This is a genomic window from Subtercola boreus, from assembly GCF_006716115.1.
GTDB lineage: Bacteria > Actinomycetota > Actinomycetes > Actinomycetales > Microbacteriaceae > Subtercola > Subtercola boreus.
On sequence record NZ_VFOO01000001.1, the window covers coordinates 783,942 to 808,519 of the forward strand.

Annotated in this window: 21 protein-coding genes and 1 other RNA gene; 16 read left to right on the top strand and 6 right to left on the bottom strand. The window is 69.2% G+C overall.

Translation table 11 applies throughout. The features are described 5' to 3' along the window. Nucleotides 1–69 precede the first annotated feature (69 nt). The 6 genes from prfB (at nucleotide 70) to FB464_RS03710 (ending at nucleotide 5,907) form a co-directional block, all read left to right on the top strand. On the top strand, nucleotides 70–1,176 hold the full coding sequence (prfB, locus tag FB464_RS03685) for a peptide chain release factor 2 (RefSeq protein WP_116415053.1): 1,107 nt from the start codon (nucleotides 70–72) through the stop codon (nucleotides 1,174–1,176). A 98-nt stretch (nucleotides 1,177–1,274) separates the two neighbouring features. Beyond that, the gene (gene ftsE, locus FB464_RS20120; protein ID WP_246092915.1) at nucleotides 1,275–2,414 is read left to right on the top strand and encodes a cell division ATP-binding protein FtsE; all 1,140 of its coding nucleotides are present in this window, start codon (nucleotides 1,275–1,277) and stop codon (nucleotides 2,412–2,414) included. Then, complete coding sequence (gene ftsX / locus FB464_RS03695; RefSeq protein WP_116415052.1) at nucleotides 2,411–3,328, top strand: permease-like cell division protein FtsX; 918 nt, start codon at nucleotides 2,411–2,413, stop codon at nucleotides 3,326–3,328. The genes ftsE and ftsX overlap by 4 nt, the downstream gene beginning before the upstream one ends. Nucleotides 3,329–3,457: 129 nt before the next feature. Next, a complete protein-coding gene (gene smpB, locus FB464_RS03700; RefSeq protein WP_116415051.1) occupies nucleotides 3,458–3,934 on the top strand; it encodes an SsrA-binding protein SmpB in 477 nt (158 codons plus the stop codon). Nucleotides 3,935–4,048: 114 nt separating this feature from the next. Further along, on the top strand, nucleotides 4,049–5,023 hold the full coding sequence (locus tag FB464_RS03705) for an ATP-binding cassette domain-containing protein (RefSeq protein WP_116415050.1): 975 nt from the start codon (nucleotides 4,049–4,051) through the stop codon (nucleotides 5,021–5,023). Nucleotides 5,024–5,049: 26 nt separating this feature from the next. Next, entirely contained in the window at nucleotides 5,050–5,907 is an 858-nt protein-coding gene (locus FB464_RS03710) for an ABC transporter permease (protein WP_116416613.1), read from the top strand. 32 nt (nucleotides 5,908–5,939) lie between these two features. Here the strand turns inward: FB464_RS03710 and FB464_RS03715 are convergent, their stop codons facing one another. Continuing rightward, on the bottom strand, nucleotides 5,940–6,866 hold the full coding sequence (locus FB464_RS03715) for an oxidoreductase (protein WP_116415049.1): 927 nt from the start codon (nucleotides 6,864–6,866) through the stop codon (nucleotides 5,940–5,942). Between the two features lie 99 nt (nucleotides 6,867–6,965). Between FB464_RS03715 and ssrA the strand changes: the two genes are divergently transcribed. Next, nucleotides 6,966–7,361, top strand: a transfer-messenger RNA (tmRNA) gene (gene ssrA / locus FB464_RS03720). A gap of 74 nt (nucleotides 7,362–7,435) precedes the next feature. Here the strand turns inward: ssrA and FB464_RS03725 are convergent. Continuing rightward, a complete protein-coding gene (locus tag FB464_RS03725; RefSeq protein ID WP_142206601.1) occupies nucleotides 7,436–8,029 on the bottom strand; it encodes a hypothetical protein in 594 nt (197 codons plus the stop codon). A 9-nt stretch (nucleotides 8,030–8,038) separates the two neighbouring features. Then, nucleotides 8,039–9,139: an FUSC family protein gene (locus FB464_RS03730; RefSeq protein ID WP_116415046.1), complete on the bottom strand. Its 1,101-nt coding sequence runs from the start codon at nucleotides 9,137–9,139 to the stop codon at nucleotides 8,039–8,041. Between the two features lie 28 nt (nucleotides 9,140–9,167). Here FB464_RS03730 and FB464_RS03735 point away from each other — a divergent pair, with 28 nt between their 5' ends. Both FB464_RS03735 and FB464_RS03740 read left to right on the top strand, forming a co-directional pair. Next, entirely contained in the window at nucleotides 9,168–9,686 is a 519-nt protein-coding gene (locus tag FB464_RS03735) for a MarR family winged helix-turn-helix transcriptional regulator (RefSeq protein ID WP_116415045.1), read from the top strand. A 35-nt stretch (nucleotides 9,687–9,721) separates the two neighbouring features. Further along, nucleotides 9,722–11,131 carry an amidohydrolase family protein gene (locus FB464_RS03740; protein ID WP_116415044.1) on the top strand — a complete coding sequence of 470 codons (1,410 nt, stop codon included), beginning with the start codon at nucleotides 9,722–9,724 and terminating at the stop codon, nucleotides 11,129–11,131. A gap of 36 nt (nucleotides 11,132–11,167) precedes the next feature. On the opposite strand, the gene FB464_RS03745 is transcribed toward FB464_RS03740, so the two are convergent. Continuing rightward, nucleotides 11,168–12,367, bottom strand: a complete 1,200-nt coding sequence (locus tag FB464_RS03745) for a MarP family serine protease (RefSeq protein WP_116415043.1) — start codon at nucleotides 12,365–12,367, stop codon at nucleotides 11,168–11,170. Nucleotides 12,368–12,470: 103 nt separating this feature from the next. On the opposite strand from FB464_RS03745, the gene FB464_RS03750 reads away from it, so the two are divergent. Further along, complete coding sequence (locus FB464_RS03750) at nucleotides 12,471–15,179, top strand: phosphoenolpyruvate carboxylase (RefSeq protein WP_116415042.1); 2,709 nt, start codon at nucleotides 12,471–12,473, stop codon at nucleotides 15,177–15,179. A gap of 25 nt (nucleotides 15,180–15,204) precedes the next feature. Here the strand turns inward: FB464_RS03750 and FB464_RS03755 are convergent, their stop codons facing one another. Both FB464_RS03755 and FB464_RS03760 read right to left on the bottom strand, forming a co-directional pair. After that, nucleotides 15,205–16,596: an NtaA/DmoA family FMN-dependent monooxygenase gene (locus tag FB464_RS03755; protein WP_170151921.1), complete on the bottom strand. Its 1,392-nt coding sequence runs from the start codon at nucleotides 16,594–16,596 to the stop codon at nucleotides 15,205–15,207. A 40-nt stretch (nucleotides 16,597–16,636) separates the two neighbouring features. Next, on the bottom strand, nucleotides 16,637–17,401 hold the full coding sequence (locus FB464_RS03760; protein WP_116415040.1) for a helix-turn-helix transcriptional regulator: 765 nt from the start codon (nucleotides 17,399–17,401) through the stop codon (nucleotides 16,637–16,639). A 200-nt stretch (nucleotides 17,402–17,601) separates the two neighbouring features. On the opposite strand from FB464_RS03760, the gene FB464_RS03765 reads away from it, so the two are divergent. From FB464_RS03765 to FB464_RS03790, 6 genes are all read left to right on the top strand, one after another. Further along, nucleotides 17,602–18,582 (top strand): helix-turn-helix domain-containing protein, encoded by a 981-nt coding sequence (locus FB464_RS03765; RefSeq protein ID WP_116415039.1) that lies wholly within the window; start codon nucleotides 17,602–17,604, stop codon nucleotides 18,580–18,582. 147 nt (nucleotides 18,583–18,729) lie between these two features. Then, nucleotides 18,730–19,497 (top strand): NUDIX hydrolase, encoded by a 768-nt coding sequence (locus FB464_RS03770; RefSeq protein WP_116415038.1) that lies wholly within the window; start codon nucleotides 18,730–18,732, stop codon nucleotides 19,495–19,497. Then, entirely contained in the window at nucleotides 19,494–20,765 is a 1,272-nt protein-coding gene (gene nadA / locus FB464_RS03775; protein WP_116415037.1) for a quinolinate synthase NadA, read from the top strand. Before FB464_RS03770 ends, nadA begins: the two co-directional genes overlap by 4 nt. Before the next feature lie 5 nt (nucleotides 20,766–20,770). Further along, nucleotides 20,771–22,471, top strand: a complete 1,701-nt coding sequence (gene nadB / locus FB464_RS03780; protein WP_116416612.1) for an L-aspartate oxidase — start codon at nucleotides 20,771–20,773, stop codon at nucleotides 22,469–22,471. Continuing rightward, entirely contained in the window at nucleotides 22,468–23,376 is a 909-nt protein-coding gene (gene nadC, locus FB464_RS03785; protein WP_116415036.1) for a carboxylating nicotinate-nucleotide diphosphorylase, read from the top strand. Before nadB ends, nadC begins: the two co-directional genes overlap by 4 nt. Continuing rightward, nucleotides 23,373–24,515 carry a cysteine desulfurase family protein gene (locus FB464_RS03790; RefSeq protein WP_116415035.1) on the top strand — a complete coding sequence of 381 codons (1,143 nt, stop codon included), beginning with the start codon at nucleotides 23,373–23,375 and terminating at the stop codon, nucleotides 24,513–24,515. The genes nadC and FB464_RS03790 overlap by 4 nt, the downstream gene beginning before the upstream one ends. Nucleotides 24,516–24,578 lie beyond the last annotated feature (63 nt).

A 24,578-nucleotide genomic window follows, 5' to 3' on the forward strand; every position in this document is an offset into this window, starting at 1 on the left:
TTTAGGCGGGACGTGCATGCACACCCGCACCCGGCCAGCGGAGAGGCGGAGCGGGTAGGCTGGGGGATCGTGTTAGAACTCGACCTCTCTGAGCAGATCAGTGCCCTCCGTTCGACCTTCAGCGACATCACGTCGGTGGTAGATGTCGAGGGCCTCAAGGCTCAGATCGCCGAGCTCAGCGAGCAGGCCGGGGTGCCCGATCTCTGGAACGACACAGAGAAGGCGCAGAAGGTCACCAGCGAACTCTCGCACCGCCAGGCCGAGCTCGCGAAAATCGTCAGCATCGACTCGCGGCTCGACGACCTCGAGATCATGGTCGAGCTCGCGAACGACGAATCCGACGAAGACGCCGTGGCCGAGGCGCAGGCCGAGCTCGCGAGCCTCACCAAACTGCTCGGTGAGCTCGAGGTGCAGACGCTGCTGAACGGGGAGTACGACCCGCGGCCCGCCGTCGTCACGATCCGCGCCGGTGCGGGCGGCGTCGACGCCTCCGACTTCGCCGAGATGCTGCTCCGCATGTACCTCCGCTGGGCCGAGCAGCACGGCCACAAGTCGACGGTGCTCGACACGAGCTACGCCGAAGAGGCGGGCATCAAGAGCGCCACGATCGAGATCGACTCGCCCTACGCGTTCGGCACGCTCTCGGTGGAGGCCGGCACGCACCGTCTGGTGCGCATGAGCCCCTTCAACTCGGCCGGCAAGCGCCAGACGAGTTTTGCCGCCGTCGAGGTGGTTCCGCTGATCGAGACCACCGACGTGGTGGAGGTACCCGAGAACGACATCCGGGTCGACGTCTTCCGCTCGAGCGGGCCGGGTGGCCAGTCGGTCAACACCACGGACTCCGCCGTGCGCATCACGCACCTCCCGACCGGCATCGTGGTCAGCTGCCAGAACGAGAAGAGCCAGATCCAGAACCGCGCCGCGGCCCTCCGGGTGCTGCAGTCGCGGCTGCTGCTGCTGCAGCGCGAGCAGGAGAATGCGACCAAAAAGGAACTCGCGGGCAACATCACGGCGAGCTGGGGCGACCAGATGCGGAGCTACGTTCTCGCTCCCTACCAGATGGTGAAGGATCTGCGCACGGACTACGAGGTCAACAACCCCAGCAACGTCTTCGACGGCGACCTCGACGGGTTCATCTCTGCGGGCATCCGCTGGCGTAAGCGCAAACAGGACTAAGCGTTCACCGAGCCACTTCCCAGCTTCGGAGTCCGGCCTCGCCATTGGGCGAGTCGCTGGGCTGAATGCCCGGTACCGCTGCTTAGGCTGACGTCGCCATGATTCGATTTGACCAGGTAAGCAAGATGTACAAGGGCACGGCCAAGCCGGCGCTCAACACGATCGACCTCGAGATCCTGCGGGGTGAGTTCGTCTTCCTCGTCGGTGCCTCCGGTTCCGGCAAGTCGAGTTTCCTCCGCCTCGTGCTGAAGGAGGATCGCCCCTCGACGGGCAACATCCACGTGCTGGGGCAGGACCTCGGGTCGATCTCCTCGCGCAAGGTGCCGTACTTCCGGCGGAACCTCGGCGTCGTCTTCCAGGACTTCCGGCTCCTGCCGAACAAGAACGTCTTCGACAATGTCGCGTTCACGCTCCAGGTGATCGGCAAGTCCCGTGGCTTCATCCAGGAGGCCGTTCCCGACGTGCTCGCCATGGTGGGCCTCGCCGAGAAGGCCGGGCGACTCCCGCACGAACTCTCCGGTGGTGAGCAGCAGCGCGTGGCCATCGCCCGTGCGGTGGTCAACAAGCCCGCCATCCTGCTGGCCGACGAGCCCACCGGAAACCTCGACCCGGTCACCAGTGCCGGCATCATGAACGTGCTCGACCGCATCAACGCCGGCGGCACGACCATCATCATGGCCACCCACGACAACGCGATCGTCGACCAGATGCAGCGCCGCGTCGTCGAGCTCGTCAGCGGCCAGGTCGTGCGCGACGACCGCCAGGGCGGCTACGGCACCACCACCGAGATCAGCCTGCAGGACAGCGGTATGACCGCCGAGATCACGCGGCCCGATCCACTCTCCCTCCGCATGCAGGCGACGGGGGCCATCGAGCGCCCCGTCTTCGCGACGACCGAGACCGGCCAGCAGGTTCTCGTGCAGCCGGTCGGCAGTTCGCTGCCGGCGGCCGGAACCACCGCGGTCATCGAGGATGTCTCCGACGACACACCGTTCTTCTTCCCGCCCGAGGGCACCGGCGAGGTCGAGGCTCAGGATGCCCGGGCCGAGGTGAGCGCGGACGCCGCGCCCGCGCAGGCCGCAGAACCCGATCCAGAACCGAAACAGGAACCGGAACCTTCAGACGACAGGGATCCGCTGATGACAGGCCAGATCAGCCTGGCCGAGACGCTCGGGCTCCGTGCGCGTGGTGAGAGCCACGACAGGGCCGCCGACCAGAATGTGGGGCCCACGCAGTGAGACTCGCACTCATCCTCGGCGAGGTCGGCACCGGCCTCCGCCGCAACATGTCCATGGTCATCTCCGTCGTGCTCGTGACCTTCATCTCGCTGACGTTCGTCGGCGCCGCCATCCTCCTGCAGATGCAGATCGGGCAGATGAAGAGCTACTGGTACGACAAGGCGCAGGTCGCGGTGTACATGTGCACGACGACCTCGGGCGGAGCGAACTGCACGAACGGCGAGGCCACCGACGACCAGATCGCCGCGGTGGATGCCCAGCTGAAGTCGCCGACCCTGTCGCCGTTCATCCAGCAGTACTACTTCGAGACCCACGAACAGGCCTACGAGAAGTTCAAGCAGCAGTTCGCGGGCAACGACGTCGCCCAGTACGTGACGCCCGACCTCCTGAACCAGACGTTCTGGATCAACATGGTCGACCCGCAGCAGTCCGCGGTGCTCGTCGAGAGCCTGTCCGGGCTCCCGGGTGTGGACAGTGTCGTCGACCAGCGCAGTTACCTCGAACAGATCTTCTCGATCCTGAACGCGGCGAGTTACACCGCCATCGGCATCGCGGTGCTGATGCTCGTGGCGGCGGTTCTGCTGATCGCCACCACGATCAGGCTCTCGGCGTTCTCCCGAAGACGGGAGATCGGCATCATGAGGCTGGTGGGGGCATCCAACCGGTTCATCCAGACGCCGTTCATCCTCGAGGGCGTGATCGCCGCGCTCATCGGATCGGTGCTGGCCGGTGCGGCTGTCTGGGGGGTGGTGCACTTCTTCGTGCAGGGCTACCTGCAGCAGGCGCTGCCGTTCACCGCCTTCGTGACCGACAATGACGCGTTGCTGTTCGTGGTGCCCGTCCTCATCGGTCTGTCGATCGTGCTGGCCGCCTTCTCGGCCAAGTTCGCCATCACCCGGTACCTCAAGGTCTGATCAGTTCGAAAGGGACGCAGTTCGAGCGGCAGGCAGTTCGAGAGGCTTGCAGTTCGGAAGGCGTAGACTGGAGGGCTGCTGCGCGAGCTCGCTCGGCGGCTTTCCCACCATCTACCCCCAGGAGTGACCGTGCCACGCGAACGCGGAGAAAAGGTCGTCGCGACCAACCGCAAGGCCCGCCACGACTACACCATCGAAGACACCTATGAGGCGGGCCTCGTGCTGACCGGCACCGAGGTCAAGTCGCTGAGGGCCGGGCGGGCATCCCTCGTCGACGGCTACGGCTACATCGACGGGGGAGAGGCGTGGCTCGACGCCGTGCACATCCCCGAGTTCAACCAGGGCTCGTGGAACAACCACCCGCCCCGCCGCAAGCGCAAGATGCTGCTGCACAAGGCGCAGATCCTGAAGATCCACAACAAGGTGAAAGAGGGCGGCTACACGCTCGTTCCCCTGCGGCTCTACTTCAGCGACGGCAAGGCGAAGGTCGAACTCGCTGTGGCGAAGGGCAAGCGCGAATACGACAAGCGCCAGACGCTCCGGGAACGTCAGGACAAGCGCGAGGCCGACCGGGCGATGGGAACGCAGCGGAACCTCGGGGACTGAGGCGCCCGCTGTTTGCCTCGTGGCCTCGCGGCAGAACTGAGTCGTGATCACATCGTTACGATGTGGACGGTGTCCACCGTTGTGGATGTCGGGGGTGCTGGCTACTCTCGCCGCATGACGTTCATCATCGCCAGCGAACTCCGAAAGACGTACACGCCGCGCGGCGCCGACCCGGTGCACGCGCTCGACGGATTGAACCTCGAGGTGCCACAGGGCACCATCAAGGCGTTGCTGGGCCCGAACGGCGCCGGCAAGACGACCACGGTCAAAGTGCTCACCACTCTGACGAAACCCGACTCGGGTCGTGCCACGATCGGGGGCGTCGACGTTCTGGCGTCGCCGGAGCGCATCCGGCCGATCATCGGCGTCTCCGGGCAGTACGCCGCGGTCGACGAGAACCTGACCGGCTTCGAGAACCTCGACATGGTCGGGCGGCTCTACCACCTCGGCTCCCGTGCCTCACGGGCGCGGGCGACGGAGCTGATCGAGCTCTTCGACCTCACGGAGGCGCAGAACCGGCCGGTGAAGGGCTTCTCCGGCGGCATGCGGAGACGCATCGACCTCGCCGGCGCGCTCGTCTCGCGGCCGCAGGTGCTCTTCCTCGACGAGCCGACGACGGGCCTCGACCCGCGATCCCGCCTCGGCATGTGGGACATCATCCAGGCGCTGGTGGGGGAGGGCACCACGGTGCTGCTCACGACGCAGTACCTCGAGGAGGCCGACCAGCTGTCCGACAGCATCTCCGTGATCGACGACGGCAAGGTCATCGCGGAGGGTACCTCCGACGAGCTGAAGGCGTCGATCGGCGGCCAGCGGGTCGAGATCAGCCTGGTGAACGCGGGCGACAGCGCCGTTGCGCAGGAGGTGCTCGCGCGGGTGGGGAGCGCCGCGCCGACCGTGTCCGACGATGGGCGGGAGCTGACGGTGAACGCCGCAGCCGCCCCGGCCGCCCTCCGGGAGGTGCTCGGCGAGTTCGAGCGGCTGGGCATCCCGCTCTACGACGCAGGAATGCGCCGGCCGACGCTCGACGATGTGTTCCTGACGCTCACCGGGCATATGGCGACCGACGACGAGGAGGTGGCCGCGTGAGCGCATCGCCCGCAGCATCCGGGCCGATGTCACCCGGGCCGACGACCCTGAAGCCCGTGGCGGCCAAGCCCGCAGCATCCAGCTCCCGGCTCGGCAACCTGCTGAACGACGGCTGGATCACGACACGCCGCAACCTGATCAAGATCAAGCGGGTTCCCGACATTCTCGTCTTCACGCTGCTGCAGCCGATCATGTTCGTGCTGCTGTTCAGCTACGTGTATGCGGGTGTGATCGACATCCCCGGCAGCAGCTACACCGAGTTCATCATGGCGGGCATCTTCGCCCAGACCGTGGTGTTCGGGTCGACGTACTCGGGCTCGGCGATGGCTCAAGACCTGAAAGACGGCATCATCGATCGTTTCCGCACGCTGCCGATGAACCAGGCGTCGGTGCTCATCGGGCGGACGAACGGCGACCTGTTGATCAACACGATCTCCATGGCCGTGATGATGACGACGGGCTTCATCGTGGGCTGGCGGGTGCGGTCGAGTTTCCTCGAGGCCGCGGCGGCGGTCGTGCTGCTGCTGCTGTTCGCCTACGCGCTCTCCTGGGTCATGGCGTTCCTCGGCATGAGCGTGCGGAGCCCCGAGGTGATCAACAATGTCTCGTTCCTCGTGCTGTTCCCGATCACGTTCATCTCGAATGCGTTCGTACCGAGCGACACGCTGCCGACACCGCTCCGCATCTTCGCCGAGTACAACCCCGTGTCGGCTCTCGTTCAGGCGGCGCGAACACTGTTCGGCAATGTGCCGCCGGGCACGCCCGTCGCCGACGTGTGGACGCAGCAGCACCCGGTGATCACCGTGCTCATCGGCATCGTGGTGCTGCTGGCGGTGTTCGTGCCGCTGAGTGTGCGAAAGTTCCGGTCGGTGAGTTCGCGCTAGCGGCCGGGCGCCGGGTGGCCGCCTCGGCCCGGTCAGATCGTGAGGGAGATTCCCGTCAGGTTCTCGGCGCTGGCCCAGAGTGCAGTGGCGGTGCGGATGTCGCGGGCCCGCGTGCGCGCCGTGACGACCGTCGGTTCGCCCTTCAGCTGGCGCCAGCCGTCGGGCCCCCAGTAGTCGCCGCCCTCGGCGAGCGGGTCGGCCACGGCACGGACGACCGGGAGCGCTCCGGCATCCTTGCCCTGGGCGAAGGCGCCGAGCGCCGTGCGCACGAGGGGGTTGGAGCGTTTCGCGCCGATGCCCGGGCGCGCTGCGCTCATCCCGTCCAGTGCGAAACCCGGGTGGGCGGAGAGACTCCGCGTGCTGTGGCCGGCTTTCCGCAGGCGCCGGTCGAGCTCGAAGGCGAAGAGCATCACGGCGAGCTTCGAGCGACCGTAGGTGCGGAAACTGGAGTAGTCACTCTCGTTCTGCAGGTCATCCAGATCAAGATCGAAGAACTCGTGGCTGATGCTGCCGAGCGAGACGACGCGTGAACCCGAGGTCGCGAGGAGTGTCGGGGCGAGCCGGGCAGTGAGCGCGAAATGGCCGAGGAAGTTCGTGCCGAACATGATCTCGAAACCGTCGGCGGTGACGGCCCGTTTCGGCGATTCGGTGAGGCCGGCGTTCAGGATCAGGCCGTCGATCGGACCGTCGGAGAGTTCGGCGGCAGCGGCTTCGACCGAGGCGAGGTTCGCCACGTCGAGGGCGATCGAACGCACGGAGCCGAGCGGGGCGCGCGTGAGAATGGACGCGATCGCTCGGGCCGCGCGCTCCTCGCTGCGGGCCGCGATCACGACGGACGCGCCTCGCCGGGCGAGGAACTCGCTCGCCCAGTAGCCGAGGCCGGCGTTGCCGCCCGTCACCACGAACGTCTTGCCGCTGAGAGACGGGAGGAGGGCCGGAGTCCAGTGGGAAGTCGTCATGGCCCGACAGTAGCTGATACCATGGAGGGCTGCCTGAGAGGGTGGTGACCTTGACAATTCAACAGTGCGCAACAGTGGCCCAGCTCTTCAGCTGCTCGCGGGGATGATCGGTTTCGACATTGCCTGAGTGAGTGTGAGAAGCGGGCCGAGGACGCACGGTTAACTCGTAAACGATCCGTGCAAACAATAAGTGCCAATCAAAACAGCACTGTTCCGGCCAACAAGGCCGCTTTCGCTCTCGCAGCCTAAGCTTCTTGTAGCCGCTTAAGGAACCGTCAGACCGGGAACGCCCTCTACCCGGACCCTGGCGTTATCTAGAGGGATTGCTTGTGCGTCACGCCTGAGGGCGCACAGGGACTTGCACTCGGGCTGGGCTCGTCGGATCAGGTGCCAGCGACAACTTCCGGAGCCGAGTAGAACATCTTGCTGGCTACGCCCGTAGAAGGCATACGACCACAGCAGTGGACCGGGGTTCAATTCCCCGCATCTCCACCGCCGGCCGCTGTTGCGCACCGCTCGTCATGAGGCTCGCGACCCCCAGGGGTCGCGGGCCTTCGTCGTCCCCGGGCCTACTTGAGGGCGGCGGTGCGGTCGGGGTAGGCCTGCCAGAACTCGCCTTCGGTGTAGGTGGTGACCGCCGACTCCGTGCAGGCGTCGCCGTAGCGGGCGAGCAGGTCGACGTGCGAGGCGTCGACGACGACCAGCTTCTCGACGGCGCGGATGCGGAGGTCGGTGGGGTTGATGTTCGTCCAGGTGGCGCCGCCGTCGGTGGTCAGTTCGATGACCGAATCGAGAGATGTGTCGTCGCCCGTGCAGGTTCCGGCAGTGGCGCGGTAACCGACCTGCGAGTCGGCCATGCCCATCAGCGTCGCCGCGGAGGTCGGGGCGGAGGGGCTGGCGCTCGGCGAGGCGGAGGCGGAGGGCGTGGGCGCGGGAGTCGCGGTGGGCGTGTTCGTCGGCGTACCGGCCGTCGCCGACGGGGTGGGCGTGCTGCTTGCCGACGGAACGGGCGTGAGAGTGAAGGTGGGCTCGACCGCACTCACTGAGCCCTGCTCCCGCCCCGAGCCGCTGACAGCGAAGGCGACGAGCGCCAGATCGGCGAGGATGAAGGCCGTGAGGCCCGCGATGATCCACGGAGTTCTTCTGCGTGAGCGTTGAGGCATTGATCCAGCCTAAGCGAGCGTTCCGGTGCTGGCCACTTGGCGGCGGGTCATCAGCCACGATGCACAGGCAACCGCAACCGCCACGAGAGTACCGAGGAGTGTCTCGACGCCGCGGTCCGCGATGAGCTGGCCGGGGTCGCCCGGGTGCACCAGGTCGATCATCAGCAGCGCGAGGGGGGTCACGAACACGAGGGCGAGGCCGTAGTTGCGCATCACCACCAGCTCGGCGGCGATCTGGAGCGCCACGACGAGGAGGATCGCGACCAGACCGGAGGGCTCGAGAAGCAGGAGCAGCCACGCGACGGCCAGGCCGGCCACCGTTCCGAGCACGCGGTGGGTTCCCCGCACGAAGGCGTTCGGCAGGTCGGCCGCGACGAGGGGAACGATGGCGGCGACCATGGCCCAGTACGGATGCCCGATTCCGAGCCCCGTCGAGAGCAGCCCCGCGATCGCCGTGGCGATGCCGTAACGGAGGGTGTGGTGCAGGCGGAGGGCGGGGCGGGGTGCCCGAATGAGCGGACGTGCCGCACGTGTGGACGGGCGGGCCGGGGATTCGGCCGGGCCGACGCCGCCCCGGGCATCCGGAGCCTGCTGAAGCCGCCGACGAACCCGCCCCACCTGCCCGATGAGCAGGGCGAGCAGCGCGGATGCAGCGGCCACGGCGAAGGCGACCGGGATGTTCGCGGCCGATCCCGGCGCCGAGGCGGTGGCGCAGAGGCCGAAGACCGCGAACAGGGGCCCGGGCGGGGTGAAGCGGAACACATCGGAGACGCGCGCCGCCGCGATCGCCCACACGCTGGCCACGATCACCACGGCCCATTCCCGCCCGGGCAGGATCGCGACGACGCTGCCGAGCAGCACCGAACCGACCATCACGGCGGCGGCAGCGGCCTGCATCCGAAGCCGGGCGGAGCGCACCGCATTGCGGCCGTAGACCGAGGTGAAGGCCCCGAAGGCGGCGTAAATCGACCACTCGACGTGTCCGAGTGCAAGGAGCACCAGGAACGGGAGGAGGACGGAGACCCCGGCGCGAAGGGCTGCACGGTGGGCGCCGCCGTGTTCGCCGACCGTCACCACCGAGCGGGCATAGGGGCGGAGGATGGTGGTCATGGATGTAGTTTACTAGTAAAATATCTCCATGAGCACCGCACGAACCGACGCGCTCGACGCCACCCGCGCCGACTGGCACCGCCTCGCCCCTGACCTCGACACCGAACCGATGGGCACGGTCGGCCGAATCCTCCGGATCGCGAGGCTCACCACGCTGATGAGCGACGACCTGCTGGCGGGCCACGGTCTCAGCCGAGGGGAGTTCGACGTGCTGTCGGCGGTCCGGCGGGCGGCTGGGCCGCTCACCCCGTCGCAGCTCGCGCGCCTCCTCGCCGCCTCGAACGCCTCGATCACGAAACGGCTCGTCGCCCTCGAAGCCGCGGGGCTCGCGCGCCGCGAGCGCACGAACACCGACCGGCGGATCGTCACCGTGACCGCGACGGAGGAGGGCGTGGCCCGGGTCGACCGCGCCATCCCCGGTCAGCTCGCCCTGGAGCGGTCACTGGTCGATGTGCTCGACGGGCCGGAGCGCGCCGGACTCGAGGTCGTTCTGCGGCAGGTGCTCCTCGAATGCGAGAGCAGGATTCACGCCGAACCGGCCGTGTAACCTGTTCGACTTCTCGGCTCGGTACTCTTCGGCGCATGCCGGAACTGCCCCTCGAACCCCACACCCTGCTCACCATCACCAACGCGGTGATCATCCCGGTCGCCGACGGAACCGACTGGTTCCGCGGCTGGCTGAGCGTCGACAGCGCGGGGCTCATCAGCGGGCTGGGGGAGGGCGTGCATCCGGAGCCCGCCGGCGAGGTGCTCGACGTCGGCGGTGCGTTCGTCGCGCCCGGGTTCGTCTCGGCGCACAGCCACATCTTCACGTCGGGGATGCGCGGCATGACCCCGGGCGAGAACCTGTACGGCTGGGTGGGTGTGCAGTCCGAGTTCATCTCCCGGGCGGAGGCTGACGACATCTACTGGTTCACGCTGCACGGCTGCCTCGACTTCGTCGACAACGGCGTGACCAGCGCCTACAACTTCACCGACTCGCGGGTCGTCGGGCGTTACGACCCTCGGACCGATCGCCGCGAGATCTACGCGATCCGGTCCGAACGGTACCTGCAGCGGCAGATCGACGCGGCTCGGGATGCGGGGCTCCGCACGATGAGCGCCCTCCGGGTCGACAGCGAGTTCCAGCCGGTCGACCAGGCATTCGGAGTGTTCGCCGACGCCGTCGACTACGCCCGGGGCGAGGTCCCGGCCGCCCTCAGCCTCGGCCAGAGCGTCTTCGGCGCTGTGCAGTGGAGCGCCGCGGAACAGGCAGCACGCGACGAGGTGCACGTGATGGACGCCCACGGCATCGGGAACCAGGCGCACTTCCTCGAGACGAGTGAGGCGCTCGACCAGCAGCGCGAGAAGTTCCGCTGGTACGAAGACGCGGGCGCGTTCCGGGAGGGTTTCCTCTTCGGGCACTTCGTGCATCCGGATGCCCGCCAGGCCGAGATCGCGGCGCAGTCGGGCTCGGGCATGGTGTGGCAGCCCACCTCGAACGGCCGGCTCGGCTCGGGGGTGGCCGACATCCCGCGGTACCGCGACCTCGGCATGCCGATCGGCATCGGTCTCGACGACCAGAGCTGCACCGACATCTCCGACCCGTTCCAGAACATGCGCATCGGCATGTACACGCAGCGCGCCGTGCACCAGGACGCCTCGATCCTGATGCCCCGGGAGATGCTCCGGATGCACACCCTCGGTTCGGCGGAGGCGCTCGGTGTGGCAGACCGCGTGGGCAGCCTCGAAGTCGGGAAGTTCGCGGACTTCCTGGTCGTGGATCCGTCCTCGCCCGACACCGGCCCGGTCTGGGATGTGTTCGCCAGCTATGCGTTCGCCTGCGGCCTCCGCAACCTGAAGAAGGTGTTCATCGGGGGAGTGCTCGCATCCGAGAATGGGGAGAGCAGACATCCGCTCGCCGCCGACGCCACCGCGCATCTGCACGGGAGGGTGCGGGAGACCGCGGCTCGGAGCGGGATGCGGCTGGCCTGGGACGACGCCGAGGGGTGACTCCGGCGGGTCCTCCGACCTACTGGGTCCGGCGGGCTACTCGCTCTGGCAGGCCCCGGAGCTGACCACCGAGGTCGCCTGGCTCGCCGCCTGCACGACAGGCTCGATCTCGGCGAGGGTCATCGCGTACCCGGTGTCGGAGTCCGTGGTGGAGCGGGCGAACACGACGCCGACCACGTCTCCGGCGGTGTCGAAGAGCGGACCGCCGGAGTTGCCGGGCAGCACCGTTCCGCGGAGCGAGTAGATCTCGCGGGTGACGTCTTCGGTGCCGTAGATGTCGAGCCCCGTCGCCTGCACGACCTGGCGGACGCGCGCCGGGGCGGTGACGAACGGGCCGTTCTCGGGGTAGCCGGCGACGACGGCGGAGGCGGAGGCGGCCAGATCCGTGCCGAGGTCGAGAGGTGAGACTCCGAGGTTCGGCACGTCGAGCACGGCCAGGTCGCGCTGGGGGTCGTAGACCATCAGGCGGGCGGGGAGCAACGCGCCCGAGCCCCGGACCTGCACGTAGATCTCGCTGCTGCCGGCCACGACGTGCGCGTTCGTGATGATGCGGCCGTCGGCGACGACCCAGCCGCTGCCCTCGGCATCGGTGTTGCAGTTGGGTGCGGAGGAGAGGATCTTGACGACCCCAGCCGAAGCGTCGTCGACGGCGCCCGGCACGGCGGCGTCGGGGGCCTGGGCTCCGGCGATGATCTCCGCGCCGTCGGCGAAGACCGTGGGGAAGCCGGCGCTGCCGAGAGCCTGGTCGAGTGTGCCGAGCGCGGTGGTCGCAGGCACCGGCGAGATGCTGTTCAGCGTGCTGACGATCTTCGAGGAGTTCACCAGCTGGGTCGCCTGGAGCTGCCCGGTCGAGAGAAGGAAGCCGCCGGCCAGCCAGACGATGACCGCCCAGGCCAGCGCGCCGAGCACAGCCCCGCCGAGCGAGTCGATGCCCCGCACCGCCTTCAGGCGGCCGATGGTGCGGCGGACGACGTGGGCGAGCGAGCCGAGCACGGTGGAGGCGATCACGATGCACAGCACGAAGACGACACCGGCGGCGATCGACCGCTGGAGCGAGCTGGTCCAGCCGTGGTCGGCGAGCAGCGTGACGACCGCCGGAGCCGCGAGGGTGGCGATCCAGGCGCCGAGTGCGATACCGGCGAGCGACGCCGCCATCACGAGCAGGCCGCGGCCCCAGCCGGCGATGATCGCGCAGAGGCCCGCGACGGCGAGCACGAGGTCGACGGCGATTTCCATAGACTCCCAATCTGTCTGATGAAGCTGGATGATCCCTGCGCCGGGAGCTGCTCGCGGCGTCCGACGAAACATGCTGTCAATGTGGGGGCGCTAGCGTTGTGGCGTGAGCACAGCTGAAGACCAGACCAGGCGGGACATCCGCGACGAAGTCGACGCAGACCTCCGGAACGACGTGCGCCTCCTCGGAGCACTGCTCGGCCGGGTGTTGACCGAATCGGGGGGCGACGACCTCCTCCGCGATGTGGAGGAACTGCGTGGCCTGACCATCGCCGCCTACGAGGGGCGGGGCGCGGGCGCTGGCGCGGGTGCGGGTGCTGCCGGGGGCGCGGGTGCCGCCGCGACATCCGGAACCGTGTCGATCGAGGACGCCGAACGGCTCGTCGACTCGTTCACCCCTGAACGCGCCGAGCAGGTGGCACGGGCGTTCACCTGTTACTTCCATCTCTCGAACCTCGCTGAGGAACACCACAGAGTGCGGGTGCTCCGCGCCCGCGATGCGGCCGGTGACGCGGTGGCGGCCGACTCGCTCCCGGGCGCCATCGAGAAGCTCCGGGCCGAGGTCGGCACCGAGGAGACGGCTGAGCGTCTCCGGGGCCTCCGCTTCCACCCCGTGCTCACCGCCCACCCGACCGAGGCCAGGCGCCGCGCTGTCGCATCCGGTATCCGCCGCATCAGCGAGCTCCTCGAGAACCGCGACCAGCTCCGCGCCGGCACGCTCACCGCGGCCGAGAACGACCGCCGCCTGCTCGAGGAGATCGACGTGCTCTGGCGCACGTCTCCGCTCCGCACGACCCGGCCCACCCCGCTCGACGAGGTGCGCACCGCCATGAGCATCTTCGACCAGACGCTGTTCGAGGTGGTTCCGAAGGTGTACCGGATGCTCGACGACTGGTTGCTCGGCAACGCCGCCGGTGCCCGCCCGGCCGAAGCGCCCGCCTTCCTCCGTCTCGGCAGCTGGATCGCGGCCGACCGCGACGGCAACCCGTTCGTGACCGCAGCCGTCACCCGGCAGGCCGCTGCGATCGCGTCGGAGCATGTGCTGCTCGGGCTCGAGCACGTGGCCACCCGGATCGGCCGGACCCTGACGCTCGACGAGGTGGACACGCCGCCGAGCGTCGCCCTGAAGAGCCTGTGGGAGACGCAGCGGAGTTTCGCCGTCGAAGTCACGTCGCAGATCGGCACCCGTGCGCCGAACGAGCCTCACCGGCGGGTGCTGCTGGTGGTGGCCGAACGGATCGCCGCGACGCGTCGCCGCGATGCGGACCTCGGCTACGCGGGCCCCGACGAACTGCTCGGCGACCTGCGGGTCATCCAGGACTCCCTGCGGGAGGCCGGTGCCCCGCGGAGCGCCGACGGCGAGCTGCAGAACCTCATCTGGCAGGTGGAGACGTTCGGCTTCCACCTCGCCGAACTCGAGGTGCGCCAGCACTCGAAAGTGCACCGCCAGGCGCTCGAGGAGGTGCGCGCCGGCGGCAAGCTCGGTGAGATGACCCTGGAAGTGCTCGACGTCTACCGCACGATCGCCTTCCTCCAGCGCCGCTACGGCGTGCGTGCATCGCGCCGCTACATCGTGTCCTTCACCCAGTCCTCCGAAGACCTGGCGACGGTCTACGCTCTGGCAGAGGCCGCGCTGGGTTCGGCCGAGGCGGCACCCGTGCTCGACGCCGTCCCGCTCTTCGAGACCTTCGACGACCTCGCCGCCTCGACGACGATCCTCACCGAGATGATCGAGTTGCCCCAGGTGAAGGCGAGGCTCGCGGCGACCGGCCGGCGGCTCGAGGTCATGCTCGGCTATTCCGACTCCTCGAAGGATGTCGGACCCGTCTCGGCCACGCTCGCCCTCTACTCGGCGCAGCAGCGCATCACCCAGTGGGCCGCCGAGAACGACATCGTGCTGACGCTCTTCCACGGTCGCGGCGGTGCCCTCGGCCGCGGCGGCGGACCGGCGAACGAGGCCGTGCTGGCCCAGCCCCCCGGATCCGTCGACGGCCGCTTCAAACTCACCGAGCAGGGCGAGGTGATCTTCGCGCAGTACGGCGACAAGACGATCGCCGCCCGGCACATCGAGCAGATGGCCGCCGCCACCCTGCTCGCCTCCACGCCGACGAACGAGTCGGCGAACCAGACCGCGACCGAGGACTTCCAGGCCGTGGCCGAGCAGATGGATCTGCGCTCCCGCGAACGCTTCTACGAACTCATCAAGGCCGACGGCTTCGCTCCCTGGTTCGCCCAGGTGACGCCGCTCGAAGAGGTCGGGCTTCTGGCGCTCGGCTCACGCCCGGCCCGCCGCGGCCTCTCGATCGAGTCCCTCGAAGACCTCCGGGCGATCCCGTGGGTGTTCGCCTGGACACAGGCCCGCATCAACCTGACCGGCTGGTTCGGCCTCGGTTCCGCGCTCGCGGCGGTCGGCGACATCGGGGTGCTGCAGGATGCGTACTCCCGCTGGCCCCTCTTCACGGCGATGATCAACAACGTCGAGATGTCTTTGGCGAAGACCGACCTGCGGCTCGCTGAACGCTATCTGGCGCTCGGCGACCGGCCCGATCTCGCCGGCCTGGTGCTGGAGGAGATGGAGCTGACCCGCGACTGGGTGCAGCGCACCACCGGGCACGGCGGATTACTCGAGGCGCGTCCGGTGCTGCACCGGGCCGTCCGCCTCCGGAGCCCCTATGTCGACGCGCTGTCGCTCTTGCAGTTGCGGGCACTCCGGGACATCCGCGCATCCGGGAGCACCGACCCGCTCGACGAGCCGCACCAGCTGCTGCTCCTCGCGGTCAACGGGGTGGCCGCCGGCCTCCAGAACACGGGATAGCCGGCGGCCGCCGCCCCGCGATCCCTCAGTACGCGGGGCGGAACGCGGCTCCCGGATGCTCGGGGCCGAGTCTCGGCGTCGGGGAGCCCGTGAGGCGCTCCCGCAGGGAGCCTCCGCGCGGTTCTGCGGGGAGGAGTCCGCGCTCGCGGAGGCGTGGCATGACCTCGTCGATGAACTCCGCGTAGCTTGCGAGCCCTCCGTAGCTGTGCTCGATCAGGAAGCCGTCGACGTCGGTGTCGGCGGCCAGCTTCCCGATCGCCTCGGCGACGTGGTCGGCCGTGCCGGTGATCTTCGTGCCGCCGAGGGTCTCGGCCAGCGCATCGAGCACGTCGCCGACCGTCAGGCCCTGGCCCTGGTACATCGCGAGGGTGGTCTGGCCGACCTCGGTCGTGAGGGAGTCCACCGGCGCGTCCGGATCGAGGCCCAGCAGGTTGACGCCGCTCCAGCCGAGGAACAGGGCGGCCATCGCTTCACGGCTCGGGGCCGCGGTGAGGGCCCGCCGGGCATCCGCAGCCTCGGCGTCCGTGGCGCCCACGATGACGGAGATGCTGTTGATGATCTTCACCGAGTCCCGGCCCCGGCCCCGCCGTTCGACCCGGTCGCGGATGTCGCGCACCGTTGCCGCGGCCTTGACCGGGTCGCGCTCCTGGATGAAGACGCACTCGGCGATGCGGCTCGCGAACTCCCGCCCGCTCGGCGACGATCCGGCCTGGAAGAGCGTCGGCGTCCGCTGCACCGACGGACTCACCGGGAAGAGGCCGTCGAGCGAGAAGTAGCGGCCCTCATGGGTGACCCGGTGCACTTTCGCCGGGTCGGTGAAGACGCGCGAGGACTTGTCGACGACCAGCGGATCGTCGCTCCAGCCGCCCTCCCAGAGTTTCAGGGTGAGGTCGACGAACTCGTCGGCCCGCGCATAGCGCTGGTCGTGCGGCGTCACGTCGGGGTGCCCGAGCAGGCGCACCAGCGCCGTCTGCATGTCACTCGTCACGACGTTCCAGCCGATGCGCCCACCGGTCAGGTGGTCGAGGCTCGCGAAGCGACGGGCGAGGAGGAACGGATGCTCGGCGGTGGTCGACGCGGTGACCACGAACCCCAGCCGGTCGACCGTCGCGGCGAGCCCGCTCACGATGGTGAGCGGGTCGTGCACGGGGAACTGCACGGCTTCGCGAACGACGACCTCGGGGATCGTGAAGTGCGACGATCCGTCGGGTGCCGTCTCCTCGTGCATCGGGTAGCCGAGGGCGTCGGCGAAGAAGAGGAAGTCGAAGCCCGCAGCATCCAGTTGCCGGGCCAGAGCCTGCCAGTACCCGAGGGTCGCGAAACCGGCCGGATCACTCCGCTGGTGCGGCCAGCCGTTGCTGATGAAACTCGGGGTGAGTTCCTCGAAGGCGCCGAGGATGAGCTGTTTCTGTGTCACCTTCAGGATGCTAGACCATCGCCGGCGCGGGGAGCCGAGGTCAGCCGGCCTTGGTGTTCGGCGCGCTGTCGTCGGTGTAGCGGAAGCGCTGGGAACCGCGGGAGGCCGCCTCGGCCGCCGGGAGGGCGTGCGGCGAAGCGACAGGTTCGACGCCGATGACACCGATCTCGATCAGGGCCTGACGGAGCTCCAGCCTGTTGCGCACGCTGAAACCGGCCGCGGTGAAGTGACTGCGGAGCCGGGCGAGGTGCGAACGGACGGTCTGCGAGCTGATCCGGAGCATGCGCGACACTTCGTCGACACTCCAGTCGTTGTCGGACAGGTAGAGCAGCACGATCTGGCGCTCGCGCGGGCTGATGCGCGGCGCGATGCGTGCCGGCCGGGAGAACAGCGCCTCCGCGTCGGGTGACACGTGTGACTCCCCGTCGAAGGCACGCTCGATCGCGCGCAGCAACTCGTTGATCCCTTCGGAGACACAGACGAAGACGTTCACTCCGGCGGAGCGGAGGGCATAGACATCCGTCTGGGCCAGCTGTCCCACGAGACCGACGACAGTGGCACCGAAACCGATGAGCGCGAGGAGAGGCTTCGACTCGGGAAGGCCGGCCAGGGCCGATCCGCCGAGCACGATGACCACCGACTCGCCGGACTGCCGACCGGGTCGGGCCGTCGACGCGAGGCTGGCCAGGCCTTCCGGACCCGACCAGACCTGCAGGTCGGGGTAGGTGAACTGTGCCACGGTCGTGATGCCGTCGACGAGAACTGCACGGTCGTCCATGATCAACATGGAGCGTCTGATCTTCATTCGGAACCCCCATTCCCCTGGACGCGGGGCCGTGGGCACGGCCTCCACATCCCGTTGCCTCGATTATCACCCGAACAGAGCAACGCTGTGCGGGGACGATTCGACGGAGTCGCACATGGTCATTAATGTGTCGCTGGGGGTAATCTGGGAATCGAGGGGTTCACAGCACGTGTTGATCAGACGCGAAAGACGGAACAGCTATGAGTGAGCCCGCATTCAGAGACCCCAAGCCCGCCCGGTGGACCCTCGACGGGAGGGACGGGCTTCGTGCCCTCGGTCCCCATCTCGTCGCGGAGAACCCCGATGACTTCCATTCCCGGGGCAGACGGTGGTCGCTCTCGGGCGTCGTCATCTCCGATATCGCGCAGACCCCCGTGCAGATCTCGCCGTCGGGCCGGGACCCGGAGCAGCGGGACTATGTGAGCATCGTGTTCGTCAGGCACGGCATCTTCGACCTGTTCGGCAGCGACCGCACCTACCGCTTCGAGGCGGGGCAGGCGGGGTACATGGTCGGCTGGGACGAGGTGGAGGCCGTCAACCCCGTCAAGTCGCGGGTGGCGATGGTGTCGCTGCACCGCGACCTTCTGGCCGCCAACGGGGTGACCGTGACGCAGAAGATCGGTGCCTTCGGCGACAATTCCCGGCTTCGGCGACCGACCCTCGGCTTCCTCCTCGCGCTGATGGAGGATCTCGGCGCCTCCGATGACCAGACGGCGCCCTCCGGGCCCGCGTCGACCATGCTCACCCAGCTGATGGCGGGTCTCTTCCTCGAGGACACCGTCCACCGCACGGAGTCGGAACGGTCGGCCGATGGCCTCCGGGCGCGCGCCGAAGCGATCATCGCCCGCTCGGCCAACGACCCGGACTTCTCTCCCCAGGTGCTCGCCGAGCGCCTGAACGTGTCTCTCCGGCACCTGCAGCGGATCTTCCGATCGCAGGGTCTCGGCCCGGCCGAGTCGATCAGGGCCAAGCGGCTCGAGACGGCGCTCGCGGCGCTCCGCCTCGCGTCGCAGGCACCGCGGTCGGTTGCGGAGATCGCCCAGCAGGCGGGCTTCTCCAGCGTGAAGGAACTGCGCTACGCCCTCCGGTCGAGCTACGGCATCACTCCGCGGGAGCTGCTCGCCGGCCGGCCCCTCGGTGAGGGCAGCGAATCCGCGTCGGGGCTGTCGCTCACCGGCTGAGAATGCTCCCTCGGGGGGAGGCGGGATCACCGGCGTGACCTGAGTGTCCCGTCTCGCTGGGATCCTCCCGTGGTGGCGCGAGGTGTGCGCGGGGCTGTATCATCTGTTCAAGTCATTTGCACCTTTACTCCCCGCCCCTGGAACACGATGATCCCCCCCTCCCCGCAGCTCGCGGTCTCGACCGTGATCTTCGCGCTCCGCGGAACAGGCACCGACAGCCCCGCAACCCTCTGGCTTCCCCTGGTGCGCCGCATCCGCGAGCCCTTCAAGGGCAGGTGGGCTCTTCCGGGAGGGCCGATCCGGGCATCCGAGAGCCTCGCCGATGCGGCAGGGCGCAACCTGCTCGAGACGACAGCTCTCACGCCGAACTACCTCGAGCAGCTCTACGCCTTCGGCACCGTGGACCGTTCCCCGGGCGCGCGCGTCGTGTCGATCGTCTACTGGGCCCTGGTGCAGGCCGAGGAGGCCGAGCGGGCCGCGGAGGGCGAGAACGTGCGCTGGTTCCCCGCCGATGAGCTGCCCGGGCTCGCCTTCGACCACAACGCCATCGTCGACTACGCGCTCTGGCGCCTGCGCAACAAGATGGAGTACAGCCGCATCGCGAACGCCTTCCTCGGGGAGCGGTTCACGCTCGCCCAGCTGCGTGAGGTGTACGAGGCGGTTCTCCTGCGGTCTCTGGATCCGGCCAACTTCCGGCGCCAGATCGACGCCACCAAAGCCATCGTCCCCACTGAGGAACGCCAGTCGGGAGGGCGTCACCGGCCGCCCCGGCTGTACCGCTACAACGAGTCGTTCGACCTCGCCGACAACGGCCCGCTGCCGCCGTCGTCTTCACCATCGCCAACGTCATCGTCTTCGTCATCGTCATCGTCATCGTCGTCGTCAGCGTCACCGTCACCAAGGAGCACCCCATGACATCCGTCGCCACCACGCTCACCCTGATCCGCCCCGGCGGACCGGTGACGAGCTGCAGCCCGGCCCTGAAAGAGGCGCCGTGGAACTTCGATGCGGTTCCGATGCCCTCCTACGGTCCCGGGTCGTCGATGGCCGATGTGGCACCCGCAGGCACCCCGCGCCAGGGCGAGATCCCGGCCGAGTACCGGGAGGCGTCCGACGAGGAACTCGACCGGCGCATCCTGGCCGCGAAGGCCACGCTCGGCGACCGCGTCGTGGTGCTCGGCCACTTCTACCAGCGCGACGAGGTGGTGAAGTACGCCGACTTCGTCGGTGACTCCTTCCAGCTCGCGAACGCGGCGCGCAGCCGGCCTGAGGCCGAGGCCATCGTCTTCTGCGGCGTGCACTTCATGGCCGAGACCGCCGACATCGTCTCGAACGCCGACCAGCAGGTGATCCTGCCGAACCTCGCCGCGGGCTGCTCGATGGCGGACATGGCCGACATCGACTCGGTGACCGAGTGCTGGGAGCAGCTCGAAGAGCTCTACGGCACCGAACCCGATGCGAGCGGGCGGGTGCCGGTCATCCCGGTGACCTACATGAACTCCTCCGCCGCGTTGAAGGGCTTCTGCGGCGAGCACGGCGGAATCGTGTGCACCTCCTCGAACGCGGCGACGGTTCTCGAGTGGGCGTTCGAGCGCGGCCAGCGGGTGCTGTTCTTCCCCGACCAGCACCTCGGGCGGAACACCGCCAAGGCGATGGGGGTGCCGCTCGAGCAGATGCCGATGTGGAACCCGCGGAAGACCCTCGGCGGCAATGACGAGCAGGGGCTCCTGGATGCCCGGGTCATCCTCTGGCACGGGTTCTGCTCGGTGCACAAGCGGTTCACTGTCGCGCAGATCGACCAGGCCCGCCTCGACTTCCCAGGAGTTCGGGTGATCGTGCACCCGGAGTGCCCCATGCCCGTCGTCGACGCGGCGGATGAAGCGGGGTCGACCGACTACATCCAGAAGGCGATCCTCAGCGCCGAGCCCGGCCAGGTGTTCGCGATCGGCACCGAGATCAACATGGTGCAGAGGCTCGCGGCCGAGCATCCGGAGCACACGATCTTCTGCCTCGATCCGGTGGTCTGCCCGTGCTCGACGATGTACCGCATCCACCCCGGCTACCTCGCCTGGGTGCTCGAGGCGCTCGTGCGCGGTGAGGTGCTGAACCGCATCGCCGTCGACGAGAGCATCGCGGCGCCCGCGCGGGTGGCGCTCGAACGGATGCTGGCGGCGCGGCCGTGAGCGGGCTGCCCCGGCTCATCGTCGTCGGCAGCGGGATCGCCGGGCTGATCGTCGCGATCGAGGCGAGCCGAACGCACAGCGTGACGCTGGTGACGAAGGCGGAGCTCGGCGAGAGCAACACGCGGTACGCCCAGGGCGGCATCGCGGCGGCGGTGTTCCCCGACGACACGGTGGCATCGCACATCGCCGACACGCTCGCCGCGGGGGCGGGGCTCTGCCGTCCGGAGGCGGTCGAGGTGCTGTGTGCGGAGGGGCCGGCCCGCATCCGTGACCTGATCCGGCTGGGGGTTGAGTTCGACCGGGCCGGCGCCGGCGCGGGTGAGGCGCCGGGTGCGGGTGTGGGTGCGGGTGCGGGCGACGGCTCGCCCGTAGAAGCGGACGCACACCGCGATCCGACCGACGGCCTGGCCCGCGGGCTCGAGGCGGCGCACGGCTTCCCGCGCATCCTGCACGCCGGGGGTGACGCGACCGGTGCGGTCGTCGAGCGGGCTCTCGTGCGCGCCGTTCGGCTGACGGCATCCACCGTTCTGGAAGACACCTTCGTGGCCGACCTGTTGGTCGAGAACGGGAGGGTCGCGGGCGTGCACACGGTCTCGACAACCGGGGAACGGCAGGTGCTCCGCGCCGAAGCCGTGGTGCTCGCGAGCGGCGGAGCGGGGCAGCTCTACAGCCACACGACGAACCCGCGGGTGACGACCGGCGACGGTGTCGCGGCCGCGTACCGTGCCGGGGCCCGGCTGGCCGACCTCGAGTTCTTGCAGTTCCACCCGACGTCAATGGATGCTCCCGGCAACTTCCTCGTCTCCGAAGCGGTACGGGGCGAAGGCGCCGTGCTCGTCGACGAGCAGGGGGTGCGGTTCATGCCCCAGGTGCATCCCGACGCCGAGCTCGCCCCGCGCGACGTCGTCGCCCGCGCGATCGCCGAGCGGATGTCGCGGCAGGGCGGTCGCCCCGTGTTTCTCGACGCAACCGGGCTTGCTGCGGGAGAGCTCGGCGCGGGGTTCTTCGCCGCACGCTTCCCGAGCATCTTCGAGGAGTGCCGGCGGAACGGGATCGACCCGGCGACCCAGCCGATCCCGGTGACGCCGGCGGCGCACTACTGGATGGGCGGCGTCGAGACCGACGTCTGGGGTCGCACCTCGCTCCCCGGGCTCTTCGCGGTCGGCGAGGTGGCCTGTACGGGGGTGCACGGAGCGAACCGTCTGGCGTCGAACTCCCTGCTCGAATCGGTGGTGTTCGCGTGGCGCGCAGTGCAGGCTCTCGCGAAGGGTCCCACATCGCTCCAAGCGGGGCCGGCCGAAGCGATATGGGTCCCTTCGGTGGGGCTCGCGGACGGATCTGCGGGGCTGGGGTTCAGCCGCGACGCCCTCCAGCAGCTGATGTGGGATGCGGTGGGGGTGCACCGCGACGGAGCGCGGCTCACCGCCGCCCTGGCACAGCTCGACGCCTGGGCGGCGGAGCAGGCATCCGGAGCCGCCTGGGCGGCGGAGCGGGCATCCGGAGCCGATCGCCGGGAGCAGGCTGCCCCCTTCGGCGCCCTCGAAGACGACAACCTGCTGCTGCTCGCGCAGCTCATCACCCGCTCGGCCCTCGCCCGGCGGGAGTCGCGTGGGGCGCACTTCCGCTCCGACGTGCCCGGCACCGACGAGGCCCAGCGCCACCACCTCGTGACCCGTTCCGAACCGAAAGTGCTCGTCTCGCCATGACCTCGACCCCTGAACCTGTGACCGCCGCCGCCGCTCCGCTCCCGACCCTGTCGCGCCGGCAGATCGACCCCGTCGTGCTCCGGGCACTCGACGAAGACGCGCCGTGGGGCGACCTCACCTCGCAGACCCTCCTTCCGGCGGACGCCCGCGCCACCGCGGCCCTCGCGGCCCGGGAGCCCGGAGTCTTCAGCGGCGGAGACATCTTCGCTGCCGCCTTCCGGCTCATCGACGAAGCTGTCGTCGTGCAGCTGCTGGTCGCCGACGGGGCCGCCTTCGAAGCGGGGGAGACCCTGGCGACGGTGTCGGGTTCCGCGCGGTCGGTTCTGCAGTCCGAGCGGATCGCGCTGAACTTCGTGCAGCGGCTCTCGGGCGTCGCCACGCTGACCGCCCAGTACGTGGCGCTCGCGGCCGGCACCCGGGCCCGGATCGTCGACACCCGGAAGACCACTCCGGGCCTCCGGGTCTTCGAACGGCATGCTGTGCGGTGCGGCGGAGGCCACAATCACCGTTTCTCCCTCAGCGACGCCGTGATGGCGAAGGACAATCACCTCGCGGTGCTCACCCAGGGTGGCCGATCGGTGACGGATGCTCTTCTCGCCGTTCGCGCCCAGCTCTCCCACACCACCCACCTCGAGGCCGAGGTCGACAGGCTCGACCAGATCGAACCGGTGCTGGCCGGCGGGGTGGACACCATCATGCTCGACAACTTCTCGCTGGACGAGCTCCGGGCGGGCGTGCGCCAGGTGGCGGGCCGGGCCCTCGTCGAGGCGAGCGGCTCGGTGAACCTGCAGACGGTGGCGGAGATCGCCGCCACCGGTGTCGACATCATCTCGGTCGGGGCGCTGACGCACAGCGTGCGGTCGCTCGACCTCGGGCTCGATGTCACTCTGACGGCGCAGCCGTGATCTACCTCGACGCCGCGGCCACCACCCCGGTGCGCCGTGAGGTTCTCGAAGCGATGTGGCCCTACCTCACCGGCGACTTCGGCAACCCGTCGAGCACCCACTCCCTGGGCGAACGTGCGGCCACAACGCTGGCAGAGGCCCGGGCATCCGTCGCCCGCGTGCTCGGCGTGCGGTCCAGCGAGATCGTCTTCACCTCGGGCGGCACGGAGGCCGACAACCTCGCGGTGAAGGGCATCGCTCTCGGCGCACCCCGGGGCCGCCAGCTGGTGATCACACCCATCGAACACGAGGCGGTGCTCGAGTCGGCCGACTACCTCCGGCGCCACCACGGCTTCCGCGTCGACGTGCTGGGGGTCGACAGCACAGGGCTGGTCGACCCGCTCGAGTTCCAGGCGCTCGTCACGACCGAGACGACTCTCGCCTCCGTGATGTTCGCGAACAACGAGGTCGGCACCGTGCAGCCCCTTGCCGAGCTGGGCCGGATCGCCCGGGCGGCCGCCGTGCCACTCCACACCGATGCGGTGCAGGCGGCCGGCTGGCTGCCGCTCGACGTGCGGGCGCTCGGTGTCGACGCTCTCAGCTTCTCCGGCCACAAGCTCGGTGCGCCGAAGGGCGTCGGGGTGCTCTTCGCACGGGGCCGCCTGCCGCTCGAACCGGTGCTGCACGGCGGAGGCCAGGAGCGCGGCCACCGCTCCGGCACCGAGAACGTGGCCGGGGCGGTCGGGCTCGCCACCGCCCTCACGCTCGCCGAGCAGACCCGCGAAGGCGATGCAGCCCGCATCACCGTGCTGCGCGACGCGCTCATCGCCGGGGTGCAGAACGGTGTTCCGGATGCCCGGCTCACCGGTCATCCGACGGCCCGGTTGCCCGGCAATGCGTCATTCTGCTTCCCCGGAACCAGTGGGGAGGCGATCCTGCTCGAACTCGAACGGGACGGCATCGTCTGCTCGAGCGGTTCGGCGTGCGCAGCCGGCAGCGACGAGCCGTCGCACGTGCTGCTGGCGCTCGGTGTCGATCCAGCCGTCGCCCAGACCGCCGTGCGGTTCACGCTCAGTGCGGCAACCACAGCGGCCGAGATCGAGGAGACGATCGGGGCGGTGGCCCGGGCGTTCCGGACCGTGCGCGCCCTGGCCCGCTAGCGCAGAATCGCCGAAGGCCGCAAGTCCCCGACGGGAGGGCAGGAGGTGGCTATCCTCGAAGAG

Coding starts and splice junctions, on each gene's coding strand:
- FB464_RS03760 (WP_116415040.1), bottom strand. CDS start 17,401: ATGAAGATCAGACGCTCCATGTTGATCATGGACGACCGTGCAGTTCTC.
- FB464_RS03710 (WP_116416613.1), top strand. CDS start 5,050: ATGTCACCCGGGCCGACGACCCTGAAGCCCGTGGCGGCCAAGCCCGCA.
- FB464_RS03705 (WP_116415050.1), top strand. CDS start 4,049: ATGACGTTCATCATCGCCAGCGAACTCCGAAAGACGTACACGCCGCGC.
- FB464_RS03735 (WP_116415045.1), top strand. CDS start 9,168: ATGAGCACCGCACGAACCGACGCGCTCGACGCCACCCGCGCCGACTGG.
- FB464_RS03765 (WP_116415039.1), top strand. CDS start 17,602: ATGAGTGAGCCCGCATTCAGAGACCCCAAGCCCGCCCGGTGGACCCTC.
- FB464_RS03715 (WP_116415049.1), bottom strand. CDS start 6,866: ATGACGACTTCCCACTGGACTCCGGCCCTCCTCCCGTCTCTCAGCGGC.
- FB464_RS03730 (WP_116415046.1), bottom strand. CDS start 9,139: ATGACCACCATCCTCCGCCCCTATGCCCGCTCGGTGGTGACGGTCGGC.
- ftsE (WP_246092915.1), top strand. CDS start 1,275: ATGATTCGATTTGACCAGGTAAGCAAGATGTACAAGGGCACGGCCAAG.
- nadA (WP_116415037.1), top strand. CDS start 19,494: ATGACATCCGTCGCCACCACGCTCACCCTGATCCGCCCCGGCGGACCG.
- FB464_RS03745 (WP_116415043.1), bottom strand. CDS start 12,367: ATGGAAATCGCCGTCGACCTCGTGCTCGCCGTCGCGGGCCTCTGCGCG.
- nadC (WP_116415036.1), top strand. CDS start 22,468: ATGACCTCGACCCCTGAACCTGTGACCGCCGCCGCCGCTCCGCTCCCG.
- FB464_RS03740 (WP_116415044.1), top strand. CDS start 9,722: ATGCCGGAACTGCCCCTCGAACCCCACACCCTGCTCACCATCACCAAC.
- FB464_RS03725 (WP_142206601.1), bottom strand. CDS start 8,029: ATGCCTCAACGCTCACGCAGAAGAACTCCGTGGATCATCGCGGGCCTC.
- FB464_RS03770 (WP_116415038.1), top strand. CDS start 18,730: ATGATCCCCCCCTCCCCGCAGCTCGCGGTCTCGACCGTGATCTTCGCG.